The organism is Nocardiopsis sp. L17-MgMaSL7, assembly GCF_003182025.1.
GTDB lineage: Bacteria > Actinomycetota > Actinomycetes > Streptosporangiales > Streptosporangiaceae > Nocardiopsis > Nocardiopsis prasina.
Window position 1 is genome coordinate 500,160 of record NZ_QGTF01000001.1, and the last position, 25,452, is coordinate 525,611.

At 71.6% G+C, this 25,452-nt stretch carries 13 protein-coding genes; 3 read left to right on the forward strand and 10 right to left on the reverse strand.

What is annotated here, in order from left to right; all coding sequences use genetic code 11:
- Positions 1-158 precede the first annotated feature (158 nt).
- Positions 159-656, reverse strand: coding sequence for an ATP-binding protein (locus tag BDW27_RS02120; RefSeq protein WP_017543720.1), 498 nt, complete (start codon positions 654-656; stop codon positions 159-161).
- Positions 657-973: 317 nt separating this feature from the next.
- On the opposite strand from BDW27_RS02120, the gene fabG reads away from it, so the two are divergent.
- Positions 974-1,732: a 3-oxoacyl-ACP reductase FabG gene (fabG, locus tag BDW27_RS02125; protein WP_199560517.1), complete on the forward strand. Its 759-nt coding sequence runs from the start codon at positions 974-976 to the stop codon at positions 1,730-1,732.
- Between the two features lie 95 nt (positions 1,733-1,827).
- Here fabG and BDW27_RS02130 read toward each other — a convergent pair whose 3' ends face one another.
- The 6 genes from BDW27_RS02130 to BDW27_RS02155 all read right to left on the reverse strand — a co-directional run bounded on the left by BDW27_RS02130 (position 1,828) and on the right by BDW27_RS02155 (position 7,647).
- Positions 1,828-3,108 (reverse strand): hemolysin family protein, encoded by a 1,281-nt coding sequence (locus BDW27_RS02130; RefSeq protein WP_110047995.1) that lies wholly within the window; start codon positions 3,106-3,108, stop codon positions 1,828-1,830.
- 145 nt (positions 3,109-3,253) lie between these two features.
- Positions 3,254-4,231 carry a serine hydrolase gene (locus BDW27_RS02135; protein WP_110047996.1) on the reverse strand — a complete coding sequence of 326 codons (978 nt, stop codon included), beginning with the start codon at positions 4,229-4,231 and terminating at the stop codon, positions 3,254-3,256.
- Between the two features lie 96 nt (positions 4,232-4,327).
- Entirely contained in the window at positions 4,328-4,951 is a 624-nt protein-coding gene (locus BDW27_RS02140) for an energy-coupling factor transporter transmembrane protein EcfT (protein WP_110047997.1), read from the reverse strand.
- Positions 4,948-5,640: an energy-coupling factor ABC transporter ATP-binding protein gene (locus BDW27_RS02145; RefSeq protein ID WP_110047998.1), complete on the reverse strand. Its 693-nt coding sequence runs from the start codon at positions 5,638-5,640 to the stop codon at positions 4,948-4,950. The genes BDW27_RS02140 and BDW27_RS02145 overlap by 4 nt, the downstream gene beginning before the upstream one ends.
- The gene (locus BDW27_RS02150; protein WP_110047999.1) at positions 5,640-6,263 is read right to left on the reverse strand and encodes a biotin transporter BioY; all 624 of its coding nucleotides are present in this window, start codon (positions 6,261-6,263) and stop codon (positions 5,640-5,642) included. The genes BDW27_RS02145 and BDW27_RS02150 overlap by 1 nt, the downstream gene beginning before the upstream one ends.
- Before the next feature lie 181 nt (positions 6,264-6,444).
- Positions 6,445-7,647, reverse strand: coding sequence for a lactonase family protein (locus BDW27_RS02155; RefSeq protein ID WP_110048000.1), 1,203 nt, complete (start codon positions 7,645-7,647; stop codon positions 6,445-6,447).
- Positions 7,648-8,048: 401 nt separating this feature from the next.
- Here BDW27_RS02155 and BDW27_RS02160 point away from each other — a divergent pair, with 401 nt between their 5' ends.
- Together BDW27_RS02160 and BDW27_RS02165 are read left to right on the forward strand one after the other, a co-directional pair.
- Positions 8,049-8,525: a globin domain-containing protein gene (locus BDW27_RS02160; protein ID WP_017543712.1), complete on the forward strand. Its 477-nt coding sequence runs from the start codon at positions 8,049-8,051 to the stop codon at positions 8,523-8,525.
- 52 nt (positions 8,526-8,577) lie between these two features.
- Positions 8,578-9,216, forward strand: coding sequence for a pyridoxamine 5'-phosphate oxidase family protein (locus tag BDW27_RS02165; protein WP_110048001.1), 639 nt, complete (start codon positions 8,578-8,580; stop codon positions 9,214-9,216).
- Between the two features lie 28 nt (positions 9,217-9,244).
- Here BDW27_RS02165 and hrpA read toward each other — a convergent pair whose 3' ends face one another.
- From hrpA to BDW27_RS02180, 3 genes are all read right to left on the reverse strand, one after another.
- Positions 9,245-13,210 (reverse strand): ATP-dependent RNA helicase HrpA, encoded by a 3,966-nt coding sequence (hrpA, locus tag BDW27_RS02170; protein WP_110048002.1) that lies wholly within the window; start codon positions 13,208-13,210, stop codon positions 9,245-9,247.
- A 223-nt stretch (positions 13,211-13,433) separates the two neighbouring features.
- Positions 13,434-20,549: a type I polyketide synthase gene (locus tag BDW27_RS28055; protein WP_110048003.1), complete on the reverse strand. Its 7,116-nt coding sequence runs from the start codon at positions 20,547-20,549 to the stop codon at positions 13,434-13,436.
- 107 nt (positions 20,550-20,656) lie between these two features.
- The gene (locus BDW27_RS02180) at positions 20,657-25,405 is read right to left on the reverse strand and encodes a type I polyketide synthase (RefSeq protein WP_110048004.1); all 4,749 of its coding nucleotides are present in this window, start codon (positions 25,403-25,405) and stop codon (positions 20,657-20,659) included.
- Positions 25,406-25,452: the final 47 nt, after the last annotated feature.

Consider the following 25,452-nt stretch of genomic DNA (forward strand, 5'->3'; position numbering starts at 1 on the left):
GGCGGTCCGGACACTACACGTACACGATATAGCCCGCGTCCCGCGCCGCCCACGGATCGGTCCCGTCAACGCCTCCGACACGTCGGATCGCTGGGTGGAGACCCTCCGGGGGCCGCCAAGCGGTCGGCCCCCGAGAACCGGGGGCCCGTGTCATCGACTCACACGAATTGCGCCCAAACGAACTTTCCGCCGGGCGGCGTGGGAATCACTCCCCACTCTCGCGCGAAAGCGCTCACCAGGGCAAGCCCTCTGCCACCCTCCATGCTCGGCTCCGCTTCCCTTCTGTGGGGCAGGCGATCTCCGCCGTCCCGAACGGCGCAGATGAATTCACCGCCGCTGCGCATCAGGGACAGCTGAATACCGGCTTCGCCCTGCCTGGTCAAGGCCAGAGGTCCACCGTGGCGTACCGCATTGGTGACCAATTCGGAAACGACCACCGCCACATCACCTGACAAGTACTCCATCCGCCATTCGAGGAGGAGGGCCGCGGAAATCTCGCGCGCGGCGGCCACCGCCCGGGGACGGGGTTCGAAGGTCCACGTGACGGCGTCGTGCCGGTCACCGCAGACCGGGGTGTTCCAACGACGCGAACCATGGGTCAGGACCCTGAGCCACCAGGCGCCGGCCGGCTTCGCCACCACCTCCGCACACTCCATGCCCTTCAACTCCTCACTGACGCTTCGCGCCGAGCCGCCGACGAAAGGGGAGGCCCGTGCCGGTGCACGACCCGAATGCACGTGCATCTCGGCGTTGGAGGCAATCGTAGGCCACGCCCCGACAAAGTGCAGGCAAACGCGGACACGAACCCGAAAGGATTGCCGGTGCGCAGGTGGGAGGTATCGAGGAGCTGTCGCGGAAGCGTTACCCAGGTGTTTCGCAAGTGCGGCGCAACCACCACCCGGGGACGTACCGACCGGTAGGCATGTGGATAGGATTCCCCAGCGCCCAGCACACGAATTACGGAGGTAACACCATGTCCCCAACGCCTCGTGTGGCGATCGTTACCGGTGCGGCCCGTGGTATCGGGGCCGCGACCGCCGAGCGTCTGGCCCGTGAGGGCCGAGCCGTCGCGGTGCTGGACCTCAGGGAGTCCGACGCCCGGGAGGTCGCGGACCGGATCACGGACGCCGGTGGCACGGCCGTCGCGGTGGGCTGCGACGTCTCCGACGAGGACCAGGTCGGCTCGGCGGTCGACACCGTCGCCGAACGGCTCGGCCCGCCCGCGATCCTGGTCAACAACGCGGGCGTGCTCCGCGACAACCTGCTGTTCAGGATGTCCGCCGACGACTGGGACACGGTCCTCGGCGTGCACCTGCGCGGATCGTTCCTGATGAGCAGGGCCGCGCAGGCGCACATGACCGCCGCCAAGTGGGGCCGGATCGTCAACCTGTCCAGTTCCTCCGCGCTGGGCAACCGGGGCCAGGCCAACTACTCGGCGGCCAAGGCGGGGCTCCAGGGCTTCACCAAGACCCTCGCCGTCGAGCTGGGCAAGTTCGGTGTCACCTGCAACGCGGTCGCCCCCGGGTTCGTCGAGACCGCGATGACCCGCGCCACCGCGGAGCGGATCGGCGTCGACTACGACGACATGAAGGCCTTCAAGTCGGCCGAGATCCCGGTCCAGCGGGTCGGCTACCCGGAGGACATCGCCAACGCCGTCGCGTTCTTCACCGGCGAGGACGCCGGGTTCGTGTCCGGCCAGGTCCTGTACGTCGCGGGTGGCCCCCTCGACTGACCGGCCCCGGCCACAGGACGGGCGTCCCCTGGCGGGGCGCCCGCCCTCCGTGATCACGTGGCCGGAACCGGCCATCCACTCCCGGCGCAGAGGCGTTAGGAGGGCGGTGCCTCCGGCTTCGGGCGCACGAGCACCTCGGTGATGGTCCTGCCGTTGGTCTCCGCCACCTCGGCCGTCCAGCCACCGAAGTCCACCCGTTCCCCCGCCCTCTGGGGGATGTGTTCCAGCACGGCGAGGATCAGCCCGGCCACGGTGACGTAGTCGCCCTCCGGCGGGTCCGGGAGGTCCAGGTCGAGGTCGGACAGGTCGTGCACCGGGTAGGTCCCCGGCAGCGTCATCGACCCGTCCTCGTGCCGCCGGACGACGCGGACGTCGGTGTCGGTCTCGTCGTAGATCTCCCCGACGATCTCCTCCAGCAGGTCCTCCAGGCTGACGATCCCCTCGATCCAGCCCATCTCGTTGACCACCACGGCGAGCTGCGCGCGTTCCTCGGTCATCCGTTCGAGGGCCAGGGACACCACCAGGGAGTCCGGGAGCAGCATCGGTTCCCGAGCGACCTCACGTACGCTTCCCGCCCCTCGAACGAGGTCGGACCAGTGCACCACGCCGAGGACCTCGTCCAGGTCGCCCTCGGCCACCACCGGCGCCCTGGAGTGCCCGTGCTCGGCGAGCATCCGCAGGGCGTCGTCGGTCGGCGTCCCGGCCGGGATGGTGAACACCTCCCCGCGCGGCACGACCACCTGGCGTAGCCGCCGGTCGTCGATCTCGAACGCGCCCGTGATGATGGTGCGCTGTTCCTGGGTGATGCCGCGCTGGGAGGCGAGCATGTCCCGCAGTTCCTCCTCCGAGATCTCCTCCCTGGCGGCCGCGGGGTCACCGCCGGTCAGTCTCACCAGCAGGTCGGTGGACGCGCTCAGCAGCCACACGACCGGACGGGACAGCGTGGCCATCAGGTCCAGGGGGCGGGACACGGCCAGGGCCCAGGTCTCGGCGCGCTGCATCGCGACGCGTTTGGGCGCGAGCTCTCCCAGCACGAGCGTCACGAACGTCAGGACGACCGTGACGAGGACGACCGACACCGGGGCCGCGGCGGCGCCGAGGAAGCCCAGGGGTTCGACGAGCGGACGCGCCAGGGACACGGCGGCAGTGGCGGAGGCGAGGAACCCGGCGAGGGTGATGCCGATCTGGATGGTGGCGAGGTAGCGGTTGGGGTCCCCGGCCAGGCGGGCCACCGCCCTGCCACCCGCTCCGCGTGCCGCCAGGTGCTTGACCTGACCCTCGCGGAGGGTGATCAGTGCGATCTCACTGCCTGAGAACAGGGCGTTGACCAGGACCAGGGCCAGAACCAAGCCGAGCTGCACCCCGTAGCTGTCCATGTTCCGCCGTCTCCCCCGTGGTGGCCCCGTGGTTCATTACTCCTTGTCCACTCACCCTTACACAACGCGCTGGCCGGAACCCCTCCACGCACCGTGGTCCGCGTTCTTTGTCGGAGGGCCCGGGTACCGGGTGCCGACCGCTGCGTCACGTTCCGGGTGACGGGCCGGTGGTCAGGAGGAGGTCGTCGCGGGGGCCGGGCGTGGCCTCGATGGCGTCGGTGACCTCGGTGACCAGTTCCTCGACGAGTTCGATGCCCGGGGCGTAGCCGGGGTGTCCGTCGGACAGGACCGCCACCAGGTACTCGTGGTCGGGGCCGCGGACGTATCCGACGCTGTTGATGATCCACGCGCCGCCGTCGGACTCGTTCGGAGTCCAGCCGTTCTTCACCCCCACGGTGTCCCCTGGGGCGGCGACCGCGGAGACCCCCCAGGCCTGTTCGGGGACGACCGACTCCATGAGCCCGCGGACGTGGGCGCGGTCGTCCTCGGAGAGCGGCCCCTCGTCGGTGTACAGGGCGCGCAGCAGGCGGACCTGGTCGGCGGCGGTGGTCGTCGTGGCGCCCCAGCTCCCACCCGCGTCGGGTTCCGTGCCGGTGAACCCGAGGCGCCTTGAGTGACGGCGGAACCCGTCGGTGAAGCCGAGCCGGGAGTAGAGGGCGTCGGTGACCGAGTTGTCGCTGTACCTGATCATCCGTTCGGCCCGATCGCGCTCGTCCTCGGTGAGTGCGCGGCCCTCCTCCTCAGCGCTCATCAGGAGCATGCTGATGACGGTCAGCTTGGCGACGCTCGCGGTGGGGAACCGCTGGTGCGCGTGATGGCTGAAGGTGGTGCCGGTTCGCAGGTCCTGGACCGCGATCCCGAACCCGGCCGCGTGCCGGGCGTCGAGGGCCTCGACGCGTTCGGTCAGGGCGGCCCGCTCGTCCGGGGGAAGGGCCGTGCCTCCCAGCGCGGTGCTGGGCGACTGCCGGGGCGGGGCGGCGTGTTGGGCGATCCGCGCGTCTCCGTGGGGCACGGCGTCGATCCCGGGGAGCGCGCCGGGCAGGGAGGTGGCCACCAGAAGGGCGACGAGGACGGCGGTCGCGACGGACCGGACTCGTCGATCGGCGGAGGGAGGCCGGGGCACACGATCACCGGTTGCACCGTTGAGGGGGTCTCGCGGCCATTATCTCCGGACAACCAGCGCGAATCACCCGTTCGATGCCGAATCGGTACCGGCGGGTCAGTCCGTTCCCACGCGGGTGTCCTCGTCGATCCCCCGGGCCACCAACGCCTCACCGGTGGCGTCGGCCATCCGGAGCAGTTGGACGATCACCGGTACCACCAGCAGGTGCGGCCGCCCGGACAGACCGCGTGCGCGGTACCCCTCCCGCGCGGCGCGCCAGGCGGTGGCGACCATCGGGATCGACCGTACGGTCAGCGCGAGCACCAGGGCGACCCGGTCGGGGTTCACCCCCACGTGGCGCAGCGGACGGGCGAGGCGTTCGAAGAGGTCCAGCATCTCCCGCACACGGGTCGTGAGGGTGACGGCGTTGGCCAGCAGCACCAGGGCGGCGAGCTGGGCGCAGAGCCGGAGCCCCTCCTCCCAGGCGCCGAACACCACCTGGAACGCCCCGATGGCCAGGAGGAACGGCCACAGCGCCCGCAGGACCCCCAGGGCCCGGCGCGGGTGCAGGCCGACGAGCGGGTACGCCACGAGGCTCACCGCGAGGGCACCCAGGGACACCCAGGGGTCGGCGGCGACCAGCAGCGCCGCGCCGACCACGAGCAGGCCCAGGAGTTTGGGCCCGGCGGGGACCCGGTGCAGCGGGCCCGTGCCGGGCACGTACAGGCCGATCGCGCTCACGTGGCGCCGTCCGCCTGGTCCATGAGCTTGGTGTAGAAGGACACCGCGTCCCCGGGGACCCCGTCGAACGCCACCCGGCCCCCGGCCATGACCAGGACCCGGTCGAAGCCGGAGAGCAGGTCGAGGTCGTGGGTGAACAGGACGACCCTTTGGTCGAGCCCGGCCAGGGTGCGGTGCACCATGCGGGTGTTGCGCAGGTCGAGCAGGGTGGTGGGTTCGTCGCAGACCAGGATCTCGGGCCCGGTCACCAGCACCGAGGCCAGCGCGAGGAGCTGCTTCTGGCCTCCGGAGAGCAGGTGCCCGGGGTGGTCGCGGTGGTCACTGAGCCCGTACCGCTCCAGGGCCTCGTCCACACGGCGGGCGGTCTCCTCCCTGCCCAGCTTCAGGGAGCGCAGTCCGATCTCCACGTCCTCGGCAACGGTCGGCATGATGATCTGGTTGGCGGCGTCGGAGAAGACGAAGCCGACCCTGCGCCGGACCTGCCTGGCGTGCCGCCGGGTGTCCCACTCCCCCAGCGAGACCCTGCCCGCGTCCGGCAGCACCAGGCCGTTCAGGGTGCGGGCCAGGGTGGACTTGCCCGATCCGTTGGCCCCGATCACGCCGATGCGGTGCTCGGTCAGGTCGAGGTCGACGTCCCGCAGCACCGCGCGGCCGTCGTAGGAGTGTGAGACCCCTTCGAGGCGCAGCATCAGTCGTTCTCCGGGGAGACCCGCTCGTCGATGACCGGGCGGCCCGCCGGGGGTATCGGGTAGGCGCGGAAGACGGCGCTGGCGATCGCCGCGGTCGCCACGGCCTTGACGATGTCGCCCGGAAGGAAGACCGCCATGGACAGGGCCCCGGCGAGGACGCCGTCCCCGAGGACCACCGCCATCCAGGGGACGCCGATCGCGTAGATGACGACGACCCCGCCCAGCAGGTTGATGAGCAGACCCCGCAGGAAGCCGTACTTCCCGTGCGCCACCATGCGGTCGGTGAGGAAGCCGATGACGAGCGCGGCGAAGATCCAGCTCACGATGAACCCGGCCGAGGGCCCGGCCAGGACGGAGAGCCCGCCGCGTCCGCCCGCGAAGAGCGGGAGCCCCGCCAGTCCGAGCGCCAGGAAGGCCGCGATCGCCAGGCTGCCGCGCTTCCACCCGAGGAGGCTGGGGGCGAGCATGATGCCCAGGGTCTGGAGGGTGATCGGCACCGGCCCGACGGGGATGGCGACGGTGACGCTGAGCGCGGCGATCAGCGCGGCGAACACGGCGACGAGTGCGAGGTCGCGCGCGGTGAGTCCCCGGTAGCGGACGTGGGCCGTCACGGTGGTGGGCATGCGTGGTCACCTTCGGGGAGGAGTCGGGATCGGGTCACCGTCCATTGTCCGTTATGCGGGGGCGACCGGCAGGGGGCGGGGCGCACAGAAGCTCGGCGCGGGTGTTGTAGGGGTTCGCCTAGGACCCCGGTCACAGTGAGTGGTCCGGGCCCCTGGCTCTCCCCGCGATCCCTCTCTGGAGTCAGGCCTGGGCGGCCTCGGCGCGCTGGATGCGTTTGATGGGGACCGGCAGCACGCAGACGGGGACCGGGACGTCGAGGCGGTGGCCGGTGTCGGTGGGGATTCCGGTGTCGGGATCGATGAGCAGCGACATCAGGGAGTCCCCGTTCTGGGCGGCCACGACCAGGTGGTCGGGCTGTCCGTTGTGGCCCCGGACCACGGTGAAGTGGCGGGGCCAGGCACCCACGGGGGTGTCGGCCAGGTGTTCCAGGCGGGCGCCCTCGTCGCGGACGGCGAAGGTCGAGACGGCGTCCGCGCCGCGGTTGGACACGTAGACGCGCCCCTCGTAGGTGGTGGTCATCGGCAGAGCGTCGCCGTCGGCGATCTCACGGCCCTCGACCTTGAGCCGGTGGAGCGCGATCTCGGCCGGGAAGTTGTCGGGAAGGGGGTCACCGACGGCGGGGACGGACCCCAGGTGCTGTCCGGTGCCGTTGCGCGGGTTCCAGCGCACGACGTGCACCCGGGAGTCCAGTTCGCCGGTGACGTAGACGTGGCGGCCGTTGACGGCCATGTGCCGGGGGCCCGTTCCGGAGGGCAGGCGGACGGTGCCGAGGAGGCCCTCGTCGATGGCGGGCGCCGGGCCCTGGTTCTCCTCGTTGAGCGGGGTGGCGTAGTGGTACACGCGCAGTTCGTCCGTGCCGAGGTCCGCGGCGAGCAGGTAGCGCAGGCGGGGATCGTGGGAGTCGAGGACCACGGCGGTGCTGTGCGCGTGCGGCCCCTCCTGGCGGTCGGAGACCGGCCCGTGTCCGCGGTGGGCGAGTTCGCGGCGGGGTTCGGTGGGCGCGCCGTCGACACCGGTGGGCTGGATGGTCACCACGCCGTTGGCGTAGTTGGCCACGGCCACCCGTTCGGGGCCCAGGTAGCGGACGTGGCAGGGCGAGCCTCCGCCGGTGGGCGCGGAGCCGAGTTCGGTGAGTGTGGCGTCGCCGTGCACCCGGAAGGCGGTGAGTGAGCCCTCGGCCCGCTCGTTGACCGCGTACACCGTGGGAGGGTCCGGCCGGAAGGCGAGGAACGAGGGTCCGGTGGTGCGGGCGGCGACGCCGTCCGGGGTCAGTTCTCCGGTCTCGGGGTCGAACCAGACACGGTGGACGCCCTCCCCCTTGCCGGGCGGGTCGGAGTCGGGGGTGTAGGTCCCCACGAGCAGGAGCCGTCGTGGTGTGTCCACAGGGTGTCTCGTTTCCGTCGCCTCGGGCAGGATCGTGGTCCAGACCACGGCGGGAATGCTACCGCCCCCGTCGTCGGTGGGAAAGGACGCGCGGGCCGGCCCCGGGGCCCCTCCCAACGGTGGTTACCAAGAGAAACCTCTGACTCACGTAGCCCTTCTGTTACAGTTCCTCCTCGACAGCCCGATTAACGGTGGTCAGGTCCCCCTCATTCCGACCTGCCCTGTTCGTCTCCGGGTTCCGGGCCTCGGCGAGGCCGCGAACGGAAACCGTTTCGGCGCTGCCCGCGGGATCGAGTGCTCCCCCGCGGACGAAGACCCACAGCCAGAGGAACCCGACCCTCGGTACACGGTTCCCCCATCGCGTTCCGTGGTTCCCCGCTCACCGGAAGTCTGGACCCGTCTTGACCCTTCGCTCCCTGTCCGAAGTGCCGTTGCCCGACCAGGAGATCATCGAACTGGTCCGCCAGTCCTGTGTGGACATCCCCGAGGGCTCCACACGTCTGGCCCGGTCCTTCTACGAGAACCTCTTCTCGATGGTCCCCGAGGTGCGGGGCATGTTCTCCGAGGACATCAAGCCCCAGCAACAGCGCATGGCGGACGCCCTGCTGTCCGTGGTGCGACATCTCGACAGCCCCGACGAGGTCGCCCACTACCTGCGCCGCCTGGGGCGTTCCCACCGCATCGAACTCGGTGTGCTGCCCGAGCACTACCCGCACGTGGGCCGTGCCCTGGTCCGCGCGGTCAGCGAGGTCTCCCCCACCTGGTCGTCCTCGATGAGTTCGGCCTGGGTGCTCGTCTACCAGTGGATCACCGCGAACATGATCGCCGGGGCCGAAGAGGCCCCGAACCCCGCGCAGGCGTCCCACCGACGGCGCTGAAGCGGTTCCACCTCACCCTCCCCTCCTCTCACCCCGTCGAAAGCCTCCGTTCATGAGTCAGAGCCATCAGAACCGTACGCCCGGGACCGAGGGAGAACGCCACGTGCAGGCGGTCATGGGCACCGCCGAGCGGGCCGACCGCTTCTACAGTGACCAGATGCTGGACCACCTGAACCCGCTCATGAAGGACTTCATCGCCCGGCAGGAGATGCTGTTCGTCGCCACGGCGGACGCCCGGGGCGAGTGCGACTCCAGCTTCCGGGCCGGGCCGCCCGGGTTCGTGCACGTCATCGACGACCGGACCCTGGTCTACCCGGAGTACCGGGGCAACGGCGTGTTCGCCAGCGCGGGCAACATCCTGGAGAACCCGCACATCGGCCTGATGTTCCTCGACTTCGAGCGGGACCGGATCGGCCTGCACGTGAACGGCCGGGTGAAGATCATGGAGGACGAGACCCTGCGCCCGCACGTCCCGGACCTGCCCCTGCCGCAGATGCCGGGCCAACGGGCGCAGATGTGGATGATGGTGCAGGTGGAGGAGGCCTACATCCACTGCCGCAAGCACATCCCCCACCTGCGCCGGGTCGGCGCGGAGGAGTCCTGGGGCACCGACGACGCCCTGCGCAAGGGCGGGGACTACTTCGGCGCCAAGGCAGGGAGGCGGGCCCCCGCCGGGACCGGCCCCTGGTAGGGCCGTCTCCGGGGAGCCCGTCCCCTTCCTAGGGCCGCCTGCCCGCGTCCTTGACGGCCTCGATCGCCTTCATGATGCGTTTGTCCGAGACCGGGTAGGCGGTGCGCAGTTCCTGGGCGAAGAGGCTGACCCGGTACTCCTCCAGCATCCAGCGCAGCTCCACCACGTCCGGGTCGTCGGCCCGACCGGCGGGGAGAGCTCCCCGGATCCTGGCGACAGCCTGACGCATCTGTTCGACCTTGGACATGTTGACCTGGTCACGGCGCGGATTCTCCGGAAGCTTGCCCAGCCGGTACTCGATGCCGCGCAGGTACCGGTGCACGTCGTCCAGGCGGGCCAGCCCCGTGCGGGTGACGAACCCGTCGCCGACGAGGTCGCCCAACTGTCCCTGGACGTCGTTGAGGGACGGCAGGACCGCGAGGGACGTGGTGCCCTTCACCTTCTTGCTGACCTTGCGCCACAGCACGAGGATGCGGGCGGTCCTGCCGAGGATCTCGGCGAGGGTGTCGCCGAGGTCGGCTCGCACGCGGTCGGCGAGCCGGGCGAAGTCGTCGGCGTTCCACACCGGCCCGCCCTCACGGGTGAGCAGGTGGTCGACGGCGGCGGCCTCGGCGTCCTCCAGCATCTTGCGGATCGACCCGTGCGGGTTGTCCGCCAGGGCGAGCTTGTCCGGGTTGTTCAGGCCCTTGCTCACCGCCGTCGCCGGGGACGGGAGGGTGAGCATGAGCAGGCGCCGGGTGCCCGCGCGCATGGCGGAGCGCTGCTCGGGCCGGGTGTCGAAGATGCGCACGGCCACGCTCTCGCCCTCGTCGACCAGGGCGGGGTAGCCCTTGACCTTCGGGCCCAGGGCCTTGCGTTCCAGGGTCTGCTCCAGCGGACCGAAGTCCCAGGAGGTGATCCCCTTCCTCTCCACACCCTTGGCCTCGGTGGCGATCGCCTCGCGCAGGCGGGGCTTGAGCTTGGCGCGCAGCTGTTCGAGGTCCTTGGACTCGGCCAGGGTGCGTTTGCGGTCGTCCACTGCGCGGAAGGTGATGCGCAGGTGGTCGGGGACCCGGTCCAGCTGGAAGTCCTCCGGGCGGATCCGCTCGCCGTGGGCCATCACGGTGAGTTCGGCGGCCAGCGCCTCGGTGAGGGAACCCTCGTAGGGGGTGAGCCCCCCTCTGGCGCGGGCCGCGTTGTCGGGCACGGGGACGAAGTTGCGGCGCAGCGGCTTGGGCAGCGAACGGATCATCGCGGTGATGAGTTCGTCGCGCAGGCCGGGGATCTGCCAGTCGAAGCCGGTGTTCTCGACCTGGTTGAGGAACTTCACCGGGACGTGCGCGGTGACGCCGTCGGAGTCGCTGCCCGGCTCGAACTGGTAGGTGAGCGGGAAGACGAACGCGCCCTGGCGCCACACGTCGGGGTAGTCGTCCTCGCTGACCCCGTCCACGCCTTCGTTGATCAGCTCCTCACGGGTGAAGTCGAGGAGCGCGGGCTCGGTGCGTCGGGCCTTCTTCCACCAGGAGTCGAAGTGGGCGGCGGAGACGGCGCTGTCCGCCACCCGGCGGTCGTAGAAGTCGAAGAGCGTGTCGTCGTCCACCACGATGTCGCGGCGGCGGGCGCGGTGCTCCAGGTCCTCGACCTCGTCCAGGAGTCTGCGGTTGTCATGGAAGAACTGGTGCCGGGTCTCCCAGTCGCCCTCGACGAGGGCGCGGCGGATGAACAGCTCCCGGGAGAGTTGCGGGTCGATGCTTCCGTAGGACACCTTGCGCTGGACGACGATGGGCACCCCGTAGAGGGTGACGCGCTCGTAGGCCATGACGGCGCCGCGCTTGCGCTCCCAGTGCGGTTCGCTGTAGCCGCGCTTGACGATCTCGGCGCCGAGTTCCTCGGCCCACTCCGGCTCGATGCGGGCGACCATGCGCCCCCAGAGCTTGGAGGTCTCCACGAGTTCGCCGACCATCACGAAGCGGGGCTGCTTCTTGAACAGCGCGGAGCCGGGGAAGATCGCGAACCGCGCCCCCCGGCCGCCCAGGTACTCGTGCTTGTCCGGGTCCTTGAGGCCGACGTGCGAGAGCAGCCCGGCCAGCAGCGACATGTGCACGGAGCGCGGGTCGGCGGCCTCCGCGCGCAGCGGCGGGACCTCGATGTCCATCGTGCGCAGGACCTGCTTGAGCTGGCCGTGGATGTCCTGCCACTCGCGCACCCGCAGGTAGTTGAGGAACTCCTCCCGGCACATCCGGCGGAACTGGTTGCCGGACAGCTCCTGCTGCCTGTCGCGCAGGTGGTTCCACAGGTTGAGGAAGGCCAGGAAGTCCGATTCCTTGTCGGTGAACCGGGCGTGGGCCTGCTGGGCCTGCTGCTGCTTCTCGGTGGGGCGTTCGCGCGGGTCCTGGATGGACAGGGCCGAGGTGATGACCATGACCTCGGCCAGGCAGTCGCGCTTCTCGGCCTCCAGGACCATGCGGCCCAGGCGGGGGTCGATGGGCAGCTGGGCGAGACGGCGGCCGACCGGGGTCAGGCGGCGCTGCCGGTTCGGTTCACCCGCGTTCTCGGGTTGGAGGGCGCCGAGCTCGGACAGCAGGTTGACGCCGTCCTTGATCTGCCGGTGGTCGGGGCCGTCCACGAACGGGAACGCGGCGACGTCGCCCAGGCCCAGTGCGGCCATCTGGAGGATGACCGAGGCGAGGTTGGTGCGCAGGATCTCCGGGTCGGTGTACTCCGGGCGGGAGAGGAAGTCCTCCTCGGAGTACAGGCGGATGCAGATGCCCTCGGACACACGGCCGCAGCGGCCCTTGCGCTGGTTGGCGGAAGCCTGGGAGACGGCCTCGATGGGCAGGCGCTGCACCTTGGTGCGGTGGGAGTACCGGGAGATGCGCGCGGTGCCGGGGTCGATGACGTACTTGATGCCGGGGACCGTGAGCGAGGTCTCGGCGACGTTGGTGGCCAGGACGACGCGGCGGCCGCCGTGCCGGGACCACACGCGTTTCTGTTCGGCCACGGACAGGCGCGCGTAGAGGGGCAGGACCTCCAGGCCCCGGATCTTCTTCTTCTCAAGGGCCTCGGCGGTGTCGCGGATCTCCCGTTCGCCGCTGAGGAAGACCAGGACGTCCCCGGGGTCCTCGCGGGAGAGTTCGTCGACGGCCTCCAGGATGGCCTGGGTCTGGTCCTTGTCGGTGCCCGGCCCGGGGTTCTTCTCCTCGGGGTCGAGGATGTCCTCGGAGATGGGCCGGTAGCGGACCTCGACCGGGTAGGTGCGCCCGGAGACCTCCACGATGGGGGCGTCGTCGAAGTGGCGGGAGAACCGTTCGGGGTCGATGGTCGCGGAGGTGATGACGACCTTCAGGTCCGGCCGCTTGGGCAGGAGCTGTTTGAGGTAGCCGAGCAGGAAGTCGATGTTGAGGCTGCGCTCGTGCGCCTCGTCGATGATGAGCGTGTCGTACTGGCGCAGCATGCGGTCGTGCTGGATCTCCGCGAGCAGGATGCCGTCGGTCATCAGCTTGACGAGCGTGCTGTCGTTGGAGGAGTCGGTGAACCGGACCTTGTAGCCGACCGTCTCGCCCAGGGGTGTGCCGATCTCGTCGGCGATCCGCTCGGCCACGGTGCGCGCGGCCAGTCGGCGGGGCTGGGTGTGGCCCACGGTGCCCATGACGCCGCGCCCCAGCTCCAGGCAGATCTTGGGCAGCTGGGTGGTCTTGCCGGAACCGGTCTCTCCGGCGACGATGACGACCTGGTTGTCCCGGATGGCCTCGGCAATGTCCTCGCGCCGGGCGCTGACCGGCAGGTCCTCGGGGTAGCTGAGCTCGGGGACGGCCTCACGGCGCAGGCCCACACGGAGTTCGGCGCGGTCGATGTCGCCCGCGATCTGGGAGGTCACGGAGGCACGGCGGCGCTCGTCGCGGATTCTGGCCAGACCGTCGATACGGCGACGCAGACGGTGCCGGTCGGCGGGCATGAGATCGCGCAACCGGGAACGGAGCTGGTCCGTGGCGGGCGCGGGCGTGGTGGTGCTCATCAGTACTCAAGGTTAGGAGGGCTGGCAACCGGTTTTCCCGGCGGGCACGGTTCTGGGCGGCACGGGCCCGTACCGGAGTGGACCTCCCGGGCGCGCCCTTGACGCAACGCCGGAGATGTCGGAGTTGTTCCGGACGTTCGTACGGTCACGCGCCACCGGTCCTCGCCACCGGCACGGGGTGGGCGGGCACCACCGGTGCCCGCCCTGGCTCACGCCGCCCGGATCACCCGGCGTCGCCCTCGGAGGCGACCCGCCCCACGGCCTCGGCGGTACGCGGCGCCCACTCCTCCATCATGGTGAAGTGGTCGCCCGGGACCTCGATCCGGTCGTGTGCGGTGGGCCAGCTCCAACCCAGGCCGAGCTTGCCGCCGGCCGCGGTGACCACCGCCTCGGTCGGCCGCACCTGCACCGTCGTTCCCCCCCATTCCGAGGGCCGCCACGACGCGAACAGGTCGAGGTAGGCGCCCATGGCCGTCAGACGTGGGGTGTCCAGGAGTTCGAACTCGCTGGCCCGGTCGGTGACGAACTCCGTGACCATCGGCAGGAGCTCGTCGTCCCCGGGTACGACCGTGTCGAGCAGGACCACCTTCGCCGGAGGCGTCCCCCGGCGAGCGAGCTCCTCGGCCACGGCGTGCGCCGTCCAACCGCCGGAGGAGCGTCCGACCAGGACGAACGGGCTACCGTCCGCCGCGGCGAGCGCCTGGTCGGCCTGCGATCGCACGAAGGTGTCCAGGTCCGCGGGGAGCTCCTCGCCCTCCAGGTAGCCCGGGGCGGAGACCACGTGGACCCGGCGGCGCCCCTGCCAACGGCTGGCGAACCGCGCGAACTCGTGCGGACCGGAGGTCATCACGAGCGAGGGGTGGCAGATCAGGACAGGTGCCTCGGGACCGGATGCCAGTGTGGTGGTGGCTGCTGGTGAGTCGCCGGTGAAGACCGCTCGCGTGCGTGAGGCCGCGAGGGCGAGGCCGACGGCCTCCTTGGGGCGATGCGCGACGCAGGCGTCCACGAAGAACCCCACCAGACTGTCCGTGGATCCCTGGTATCGGCTCCGTTCACTGCTCCCCCCCGGGCCCGGGGCTCCGTCCCCACCGGACCTCTCGGGGACGTGCTCGCCCATCTCCCGGTCCAGGTGCCAGGCGAGGGCCTCGGGGTTGCCGTGCTGGAACACCAGGGTGACTGGAAGGCGCAGCCCGGTGAGTTCCTGGAGGTGGTTACGCAGCTCCACGGAGGTCAGCGAGTCGAAGCCCGACTCCGGGAACTCCTGCCGAGCCCCGTACTCCCCGTAGCCCAGAATCTCGGCCGCGCGTTCGCGGATCCTGCGGGTGATCAGCTTCCTACGCTCGGCGCCGGAGGCCACCGAGGCCACCGAGACCGTGTCCCGTACCACCCGAGTGGGTGCTCGCACCAAACCGCGCATCAGGGCGGGGACGGCTCCCTGGGTGATCGCTCTGGTGCGAAGCCCGACCAGGTCCAGCGGTGAGGGCACCAGATTGGCGCGGTCCATCGCCATGGCGGCGTCCAGGAGGGCACACCCCTCACGGTCGCCGATCCCCTGGACACCCCAGGTGCGGGCCATCCGGTTCGCGCTGACCTCGTTCATCTCCGCGAACTCCCGTGTCTCCACCAACCACCGCCCCCACGCAAGGGACTGAGCCGGCAGACCCAGCTCCCTGCGGTGCTCGGCGAGGGCGTCCAGGTAGGCGTTGGCGGCCGAATACGCCGCTTGGCCCGCGCTGCCGAGCACTCCGGCCGCCGAGGAGAACAGGACGAAGGCGTCCAGGTCGAGGTGGGCGGTGAGGCGGTGCAGGTTCCAGGCGCCCACGGCCTTCGGTGCCATCACCAGGTCAAGGGAGCCCTTGGTCAGGCCGGTGAAGGTGGAGTCGTCGAACGCCGCCGCCGCGTGCACGACCGCGGAGACCGGAGTTCCCTCGAGGAGCACCCGCAGTTGTTCCTCGTCCGCGACGTCGCAGGCCTCGACACGCACGTTCGCACCGAGGTCGGTGAGCTCGGCGACGAGTTCGTCAGTGCCCGGGGCTGCGGATCCCCGTCGGCTTACGAGGAGGAGGTCCTCCACACCGTGCCGGAGCACCAGGTGGCGGGTGACCAGGGCACCGAGTCGGCCGCTGGCTCCCGTGACCAGCACGGTTCCGCCTGGGCGAAAGCGGGTGGACAGTTCCAGCACAGCCTTGCCGACGTTGTGGCCGCGCTGCATGACCTGGAACGCCTCCGGCGCCTCCTCGATCGGGTACCGCGTGAGCGGGCCCCTGGTCAGGGTCCCGTCCGTGAGCAGCGGCAGGAGGGCGGCGAAGGCCCGTTGGATGCGCTCGGGCCCCACGTCCATGACGTTGAAGGTCCGGTAGGTCACACCTTCGGGGACGTCGTCCGCACCGAGCAGTTCGTTGCGGCCCAGCTCCACGAACCGGCCGCCCTCGGCGAGCAGCCGGAGGGAGGCGGTGATCGCGTCGCCGGTGAGGGAGTTGAGGACCACGTCCACGGTGCCGGAGACGGCGCGGAAGCGCTTCTCGAAGCCGGGCTCGCGGGAGTGCGCGACTCCCTCGGCTTCCAGTCCGGCGGCACGCAGCAGCTCCCACTTCCCTGGGCTGGCCGTGGCGAGCACCCTGGCTCCGAGGTACTGAGCCAGACCGAGCGCCGCCTGGCCCACGCCCCCTGCGGCGGAGTGGATGAGCACCGTCTCGCCCGCGCGCAGCCCCGCTTCCTCCACCAGCGCGAGATAGGCGGTGAGGTACACGGCGGGAACGGCGGCCGCCTCAGCGTGGTCCCAACTTTCCGGCACCCGGGCCAGGTACCGGTGGTCAGCCACCGCGACCGGGCCGAAGGCCCCCGGGAAGAGCCCCATCACGCGGTCACCCGGTCTCAGCCCCCCGGCCTCGTCACCGGCCTCCAGCACCACCCCGGAGCCCTCGTTGCCGATCTCGCCCGGCTCCGGGTACATGCCCACGGTCATCAGGACGTCCCGGAAGTTCAGCCCCGCGGCGCGAACCGCCACACGCACTTCGTGGGGGGCCAGAGCACGTTCGGGTACGGGAACGTGGGTGAGTCCGCCGACGATGCCCCGTCCGTCGGTGCGCAGGCGCCAGCCGGCACTGCGGGCCGGCGGGAGGGCGCCCTCATCGGCCTCGGTGAGGCTGCGGGCCAGCCGGGGCACGTGGAGTCGTCCGTTCCGAGCGGCCACCCGGGGTTCCTCAGTGCGCAGCGCGGCGGCCACGAGGTCGGTGTCGGCCCGATCGGCGTCCAGGAGCAGGAAGCGGCCGGGGTTCTCGGTCTCGGCGGAGGCGACGAGCCCCCACAGGGCCGCTCCGGACGGGTCCACCGGCAGGTTCGTGTCACCCGGCAGTCGTACGGCGCCCCTGGTGAGCACGACGAACCTGGTGTTGGCGTACCGGTCGTCTTCCACCCAACCCCGCAGGGGGTCCGCGCCCAACAACCGTTCCCGGGCCCGCTCGGGATCAGCGCTCGCGGTGTGGTCGCCCATGAGCACGACCACGGCGGGTGCCTGGTCGCCCTCCTCGGGGCGGCGGTCGACACCCAGCGCGGAGCCGCCGGTCACCGCCCAGGTACCGGGGTCGGCTACCACGGCCCCGCCGGGGACCGTGACCTCCTCCCAGTCCAGGTGGAAGAGTGCGTCCCGGTCCGCCCGCGCCTCCGGCGGGGCCTCTCGGACGGAGAGGGAGTCGACACTCAGGAGCGGCACTCCCTCGGGGTCGGTGACCAGGACCTCGTAGGTGTCGTCACCGATGCGGGTGAGCTGCACCCGGACCCGGTCCGGGACGTGTTCACGGTGTCGGCGTACCCCGCTCCAGCCGAAGGGCATCAGGAGGCGGGGAGGTTCACCCGTGTCCGCTTGGCGCAGAAGCAGGGACTGGAGCCCGGAGTCGAGCAGCACCGGGTGCGGTCCGGTCAGGGCGGCGGCGTCGGCGGGCAGGGCGTCCGGGCCGGACTCCGCCCAGGTACGGGAACCGAGGGTACGCACCTCGCGCAGACCCCGGAAGGAGGGTCCGTACTGGACGCCCAGGGCTTCGAAGAGGGGGTAGGCGGCGGTGACCGCGAGTTCGGTCGCGTCGGCGCCCGGGGGGACGGGCACGGGAGCGGGTGTCCTGGTCGCGGGGCCCAGGAGGCCCTCGGCGTGCGAGGTCCACGTCCGACCGTCAGCCGAGGACAGGAGTTGGAAGGCGCGGGTGCCGCGCAGTTCGGGCGGTTCGACGACGATCTGGATCGGGAGTCCCGGCCCGTCGGGGTCCATTTCCAGCGGGTGGGTCAGGGTGAGTTCGGCAATCTCGGGCCGGTCGCACAGTCGCCCGACCCGGAGGAGCAGCTCCACGCTGGCGGTCCCGGGCAGGATCGCTCGCCCGGAGACCGTGTGCTCGGACAGCCAGGGGACGCGCGCGCTGTCCAGCCGACCGGTGAAGAGGGTCTGCCCGGTCGTGCCGATCGTGGTCCAGGCAGCGATCAGGGGGTGATCGGCGGAGCTGAGGCCCCCAGCCGAGGGGGCGCCAGAGAGCGCTGGCTCCCTCAACCAGTACCTGCGGCGCTGGAAGGGGTAGGTGGGCAGATCGACATGACCGCCGCCCCCGCCCAGGACTCGTCGCCAGTCGACCTCCACCCCCTGGCAGTGGGCTTCGGCCAGCGCCGCGAGGAATCGGTCTCCGGTGTCCTGGTCCCTTTGCAAGGTGTGTACGAGGGAACGGTCCCCGGCTCCGACGGCCTCCAGGGTCTCGCGCATCGGCACGGCCAGCACCGGATGCGGCCCCACCTCGACGAACGCCTCGCTGGCTTCGGCCAGGCGGCGCACCACCGGTTCCAGGAGCACTCCGTGGCGAAGGTTCCGGAACCAGTAGTCGGCGCCGAGCGAGGTTCCGTCCAAGGGCGACGCCGGGGGCTCGTCCCCCGCCCTCCACACCCGCTCGGGAGCGACAGTGGAGTGGAACGGCACGGTGCCCCGCCGAGGCTTGATCTCGGCCAGTGCGGCCCGCACCTCCTCCTCGACACGGTCGATGGCGAAGGAATGTGACGCGTAGTCGATCGGAAGCCGACGGACGAAGGTCTCCTCCGCCTCCCGAGCCGCCACGAAGGCGTCCACCGCCTCGGGGGTACCGGCGACCGTGCACGTCGTGGGGCCGTTGATCCCGGAGAGGACCAGTCGGCCCTCCATCCCGTCGAGCAGGCCCGCGACGGCGTCCGGGGCGAGTCCCACCACCGCGATGCCGCCCTCACCCGCGACCTTCGCCAGCGCACGGCTGCGAGCGACGACCACCCGGGCACCGTCCTCGATCGAGAGGATCCCGGCCACACAGGCCGCCGCCACCTCGCCCTGCGAGTGGCCGACCACCGCGGTGGGTTCGACCCCGGCGGCGCGCCACATCCGTGCCAGTGAGACCAGGAACGCCCAGACGGCGGGTTGCAGGACGTCGGCGGCGGCGCCCTCCCCTGTGAACGGAGGCGCCCCGGGCTCCTCGCGCAGGACGGAGGACAGGGACCAGTCGACCAAGGGGGCCAGGGCACGCTCGCACTCGGCCACGGAGGCCGCGAAGACCGGTGAGTCTGCCATTAGGTCCCGGCCCATGCCGGCCCACTGACCGCCCTGGCCCGGAAACACGAAGACCGGCCGTGCTGGGCGAGCGGACCGCCGAACCACTCCGGTGACCGCGCCCTCCGCGACCTCTCCGGCGGCCAGGCCGCGAAGCCCCCGCTCGATGGACTCCGGGCCACCGACGACGACCGCGCGTTCATCGAACCGCGCGCGCGTGGTGGCCAGGGAGCGAGCGATGCTCTCCGGTGACGGGGCGCCACCCGCGACGCCGGTGAACCGGTCGGCGAGGCGCGCTGCCTGGGCCCGGAGCGCGGATTCGTCGCGCGCGGACAGCAGCCACGCGGTCCTCCCTTCGACCAGCGGCCGTGCGTCCTCCGTCTCACCGGGGACGGTGTCGTCGGGCCCGGAGACGGGTACCGGGGCCTCCTCCAGGACGAGGTGGACGTTGGTACCGCTGATACCGAAGGCCGACACCCCTGCGCGGCGCACGCGTTCCCCCCGCGGCCAGTCCCGTGCCTCGGTCAGCGGTCGGACCCCGCCAGAAGCCCAGTCGACCAGAGACGTGGGCTGGTCGGCGTGGAGGGTCCTCGGTAGCCGTTCCCCGTTCAGGGCCAGCACCATCTTGACGATGCCGACCGCCCCGGCCGCTCCCTGGGTGTGTCCGACGTTCGACTTGACCGACCCCAGCCACAGGGGCTCCCGGCCGGGCCGTGCGCCGAACACCTCCAGGAGGGCGTCGGACTCGATCGGATCGCCCAGTTCGGTCCCGGTGCCGTGCGCCTCCACCACATCGATGTCGTCGGGCTCCACCCCGGCGTCGGCGAGCGCGGCGCGGATCACGCGGCTCTGCGCGGGGCCGCTCGGCGCGGTCAGCCCGCTGGAGGCGCCGTCCTGGTTGACCGCACCGCCCCGGATCACCGCCAGGACGGGGTGACCGTGGCGTTCCGCGTTCGAGAGCCGTTCCAGTACGAGGGAGGCGGCCCCCTCCGCGAAACCGGTTCCGTCGGCCCCGTCTCCGAAGGCCCTGCAACGCCCGTCATGGGAGAGCACACCCTGCTTGGCGGACTCCAGGAAGAGGGAGGGACCGGACATCACGGTCGCGCCCCCGGCCAGGGCCAGCGTGCACTCGCCCCGGCGCAGGGAACGCACGGCGAGAAGGACGGAGGCGAGCGAGGAGGAACAGGCCGTGTCCACCGTCAGCGCGGGGCCCCGAAGACCCAGCGTGTAGGCGATCCGCCCCGAGGCCACGCTCGCGGCGGTACCGGTCATCAGGTAACCCTCGGCCCCCTCCGGGGTGGGGACACGGCCCGAGGTCGTGACCCGGGCGTAGTCGGTGGTGCTGATCCCCGTGAAGACCCCCGTGCTCGACTCGGCCAGGGAGTGGGGATCGATCCCCGCGCGTTCCAGGGACTCCCAGGTCACCTCCAGCATGAGCCGCTGCTGCGGATCCATCGCCTCGGCTTCGCGGGGAGAGATACCGAAGAAGGCGGAGTCGAAACCTGCCACGTCCCGGATGAACCCACCTCCGGAGGACATACCCGGGCGACCCCGCAGATCCTCGATGTCCCAGCCCCGGTCTTCTGGCCAATCTCCGATGGCGTCGGTTCCCCGGTCCAACAGGTCCCAGAGCCCCTCGGGTCCGTCCACCCCTCCGGGCAGGCGGCACCCCATGCCCACCACGGCGATGGGCTCGGAGTCGCGTTCACGGAGTCGGTCGAGTTCGGCTCGGGTGCGGCGAAGGTCCGCCGTGACTCGTTTGAGGTAGTCGAGAACCTGTGCGTCGTCAGTCATGGTGGTGCCTTGCCGATTCGCTTCGCGGCGCTGGTGCCGGGTGGTCTGTGGTGGGGTGGATGTCCGTCATCGGCTCGTCTGCGGTGGGCCGGGAACCCTGGCCGGGCTCAGTCGGCCAGGGTCTCGTCGATGAGCGCGAAGAGCTCCTCTCGCGAGGCCGCCGCCAGTTCGGAGCCGTCGGTGTCCCGCCCGGTCTGGCCCGCTGCCCCCGGTTCCAGGCGCTTCAGAAGGGCGCGCAGTCGTTCCGCGACACGTGAACCGTCGGTCTCCTCGTACTCGTCAAGCGCGGTCGCGAGGCCGTCAAGACGCTCCAGTACGATCTGCTCCGCGCTGCCGAACACCCGTTCCTCAAGGTGACGGGCGAGTGCGTCACAGGTGGGGTGGTCGAAGGCGACGGCCGGGGCGAGGCGGACTCCGGTCAGCACCGTGAGCCGGTTGCGCAGCTCCACGGCGGTGACCGAGTCCATGCCCAGGTCCTTCAGTCCACGGTCCACCGGGACGGCGTCACCGGAGCCGTAGCCGAGGACTGCCGCGACGTGGTCGCACACCTGATCCGTGAGTGCACGGACACGGTCGGTGCGCCCGGCCCCGGCCAGTCGGGCCCTCAGGTCCCCGACCGGCTCCGACGTGGACCCGGCGCCCGCTCCGGGAACGGGTGCGGTGGTGCCGCCGGAGCCGACCGGGGCGACGTCGGTGATCAACGCGCTGGGACGGTTCGCCGTGAAGGCGAGCCGGAAACGCGGCCAGTCGATGTCGGCGACGGCCAACGCCGTGAGGTCGTGGTCCAGGACCCGGCGCAGTCCCTCCACTGCCAGGGAGGGCTTCATGGTGGGCAGTCCGTGCCTGCGCAGGAGCCCGGCCACGGCCTCCCGACCGGCCATCCCGGCACCCTCCCAGGCGCCCCACGCGATCGATGTCGCGGGTAGCCCCAGGGCCCTGCGGTGGTGGGCGAGGGACTCACAGAAGACGTTCGCGGGCGCGTAGTTGCCCTGCCCGGTCACGCCGAAGACCGCTCCCACCGAGGAGAACATCACGAACGCGGACAGGTCCAGCCCTCGCGTTAGCTCGTGCAGATGCACGGCTCCATCCGCCTTCGCGCGCAGGACACGGGCGATGCCCTCCAGATCGAGATCGGCCACGGGGGCGTCGTCGAGTTCCGCCGCCGTGTGGAAGACCGCTGTCAGAGGCAGGTGCGCCGGTACGGCGTCCAGCACCTCGGCTAGCCGGTCGCGGTCACCGACGTCACAGGCGACCAGGGTGACCTCGGCGCCGACCGCGCGCAGTTCGGCGGTGAGGTCCTCGGCGCCAGGGGCGTCCGGCCCCCTTCTGCTGAGCAGGAGGAGGTGCTCCGCGCCCTGTTCGGCGAGCCACCGTGCGGTGTGCGCGCCGAGTCCGCCGGTCCCCCCGGTGACCAGCACGGTGCCCTCGGGCCGCCACTCGCGTGCCGTGTCGGTGTCGAGGGACACACGCGCGAGCCTCCTGGCCAGCACCCTGGAGCCGTGCACCGCGATCTGGTCCTCACCGCAGGCGGCCTGACCGCTCAGGACTGAGGCCAGCGCGTCCCCGCTGTGCGGGTCCTCGGGATCGGGGATGTCGACCAGTCCGCCCCAGCGATCAGTGTGCTCCTGGGCCGCCACGCGGCCGAAGCCCCACAGCAGCGCGGCGGCGGGGTCGCCCGCTCCCCGGCCGCTCTCGACCGCACCGCTGGTCAGACACCACAGCGGAGCCGCGACACCCGTGTCGAGGAGGGCCTGGAGGAGGAGAACGGCGTCTCGGTGGGCGGGGGCGGCGGACGGAGGACGGACCGCTCCGGGGCCAGCACTCACGGAGGTGGCCAACAGGACGCCGGCGATGTCCCCGACACCCTTGCGCGCATCTCCGACCAGTGAGCTCACGGCGTGCCGATCCGCGCCGTCCGGAAGGTCGAGAACCAGGACGCGGTGGCCACGCGACTCCAGGCCCCGCACACACTCCTTGAGGGCGGGCCCGAACCGGGTCCCGACCAGCAGCCAGGTACCCCCGACCGTGGGAGGGGGGGACACGGCCCCCTCCGGGACGGGCACCCACTCCTCGCGATAGGTCCAGCCGTCGGGCGGAGCGAGCGAGGTGAGTGCCGCACCAGTGCCCCGCTCCGGGACCGAGCCGGGGCCCGGCCGCCAGTAGCGCTGGCGTTGGAAGGCGTACGTGGGCAGGGCGACCCGCGCGGCGCTCTGGTCGAACAGCGGCGCCCAGTCGAGGTCGACCCCGTGGGCGTGGGCCTGCCCGAGCGACGTCAGGAACCGGACAGGTCCGCCCTCGTGCCGACGCAGGGTCGCCATCGCCACCGCGTCGCGGGCCCCGGCCTCCTCCAACGTCTCCTGGACCGCCGGTGTCAGCACCGGATGGGGCCCCACCTCGACGAACACGTCGTGCCCGGCGTCGACCAGGGCGCGGGTCGCCTCGGCGAAGCGCACGGGTTCGCGCAGGCCCCGGAACCAGTACTCCGCGTCCAGCGGACGGTCGTCCACGGCCGCACCGGTCACGGTGGAATAGAAGGGGATCATCGGACGTCCGGGGGTGACGCCCGCGAGTCCCGCCGTGACACGGTCCGCCAGGACGTCCACCGCGGCGGTGTGGGAGGCGTAGTCGACGGCGATCGTCCGGGCTCGGAGACCGTCGGCCTCACACTCCTCGACCACCCGTGCCACGGCGTCGGGCACACCCGCCACGACCGTGTTCGTCGGGCTGTTGACCGCCGCCACGGAGACCGGACCCCGCGAGGAGGCGAGGCGGTCGCGCACGGCCCGCTCGGGGCTGGCGATCGAAGCCATCGCGCCGGTACCGGCCAGGTCGAGCACGGCCGCGCTGCGCAGCGCCACCACCTTCGCGGCGTCCTCCAGGGACAGGGCCCCGGCGATGTGCGCGGCGGCGACCTCCCCCTGCGAATGTCCGACCACGGCGGCCGGGGTGAGTCCGTGCGCCATCCACAGGCGGGCCAGGGAGACCATGACCGCCCACAGAACGGGCTGGACGACGTCGACACGGTCGAGAGAGGGAGCCCCCTCCCGGCGACGCAGCACATCGGTGAGACTCCACCCGACGTGGGGTTCCAGCGCTCGTTCGCAGGCGGCGACGTGGTGGGCGAACTCGTCGGAGGAGTCGAGCAGCTCGACGGCCATGCCCTCCCACTGCCCACCCTGCCCCGGGAAGACCAGCACGGGGCGGCGGTCGGGTCGCGCCCGGCCCGTGGCCGTGGTCGCCCCCGGCGTCCCTGACTCCAGGGAAGCCAGCGCGGCCAGGAGCTCCGCGCGGTCGCGACCCACGACCACGGCCCGGTGTTCCAACGCCGATCGTGTGGTGGTCAGTGACAGGCCGACGTCGGTCGGTGCGAGCTCGGGTCGGTCGCTGACGTGAACGCGCAGCCGGGCCGCCTGGGCGGTGAGCGCCTCGGAGTTCCGGGCGGACAGGGGCCAGACGGTGGCGCCGGTCACCGATGCGGTGACCGCGGGAGCGGTCTCCGCGGTCCCCGTCTCGACCGCCCGCGGCTCGGGGGCCTGCTCCAGGATCAGGTGGGCGTTGGTACCGCTCATGCCGAACGAGGAGACACCGGCACGGCGTGGCCTGCCGGTGTCCTCCCAGGGGCGGGACTCGTGGAGCAGCCGGACCCCGCCGTCCCAGTCCACATGGGTGCTGGGCGTCTCCGCGTGCAGGGTGGGCGGCATGACGCCGTGGCGCAGCGCCTCGACCGTCTTGACCACCGCGGCCACCCCGGCGGCGGCCTGCGGGTGACCGATGTTGGACTTGAGTGAACCCAGCCAGAGAGGCCGCCCCTCGGGACGACCGCGACCGTAGGTGTCGATCAGGGCCTGTGCCTCGATCGGGTCACCCAGCGGTGTCCCGGTGCCGTGCGCCTCGACCAGGTCGACGTCGGAGGGGGTCAGTCCAGCGTCGGCCAGCGCCCGGCCGATCACGCGGGCCTGTGACGGACCGTTCGGCGCGGTGAGTCCGTTGGAGGCGCCGTCCTGGTTGACCGCTCCGCCCCGGACCACGGCCAGGACCGGGTGCCCGTGGCGGCGTGCGTCGGAGAGGCGCTCCAGGACGACCATCCCCGCGCCCTCGGAGAAGGAGGCTCCGTCGGCGCCCCCGGAGAACGCCTTGCAGCGGCCGTCGGGGGCCACGCCTCGCAGGCGGGTGAACTCGGTGAGGGTGCCTGGGCCCGACATGACGGTGGCGCCCCCGGCCAGGGCGAGCGAGCAGTCGCCGTCGCGCAGGGCGCGCACGGCCAGGTGGAGGGCGACCAGGGAGGAGGAGCAGGCGGTGTCCACGGTCAGCGCGGGACCGACCAGACCCAGGCAGTAGGAGATGCGGCCGGAGGCGACACTGGCCGAGATGCCGGTCAGGGTCACCCCGTCCGAGGCCTCCCCGTGCACCGGGGGCCCGTACTCCTGGTAGGCGAGTCCGACGTAGACCCCGGTGTCGCTGCCCGCCAGGGAGGTCGGAGCGATGCCCCCGCGTTCGAGGGTCTCCCAGGCCAGTTCCAACAGCAGCCGCTGCTGGGGGTCCATCGCCTCGGCCTCGCGCGGCGAGATGCCGAAGAAGGCCGGGTCGAAGTCGAAGACGTGCCGGAGGAACGAACCACGGTCCATGGCGAGGCGCCGTTCGTCTTCCAACCCGTGCAGCAGCCCCGGGAGGTCCCACCCCCGGTCGTCCGGAAGGGGCCCCCGGGCCTCACGTCCCTGGGAGACCATGTCCCACAGCAGTTCTGGAGTGTCCACCCCGCCGGGGAGCCGACAGCCGGTCGCCACGATCGCGATCGGCTCGGGCTCGGGCTCGGGCCGATGGTCCAACTCGGCGCGAAGACGCGAGTTCTCCTTCATCGCGCTCCGCAGAGCCGTCACCAGACGTTCGTCTTCGCTACTCAACT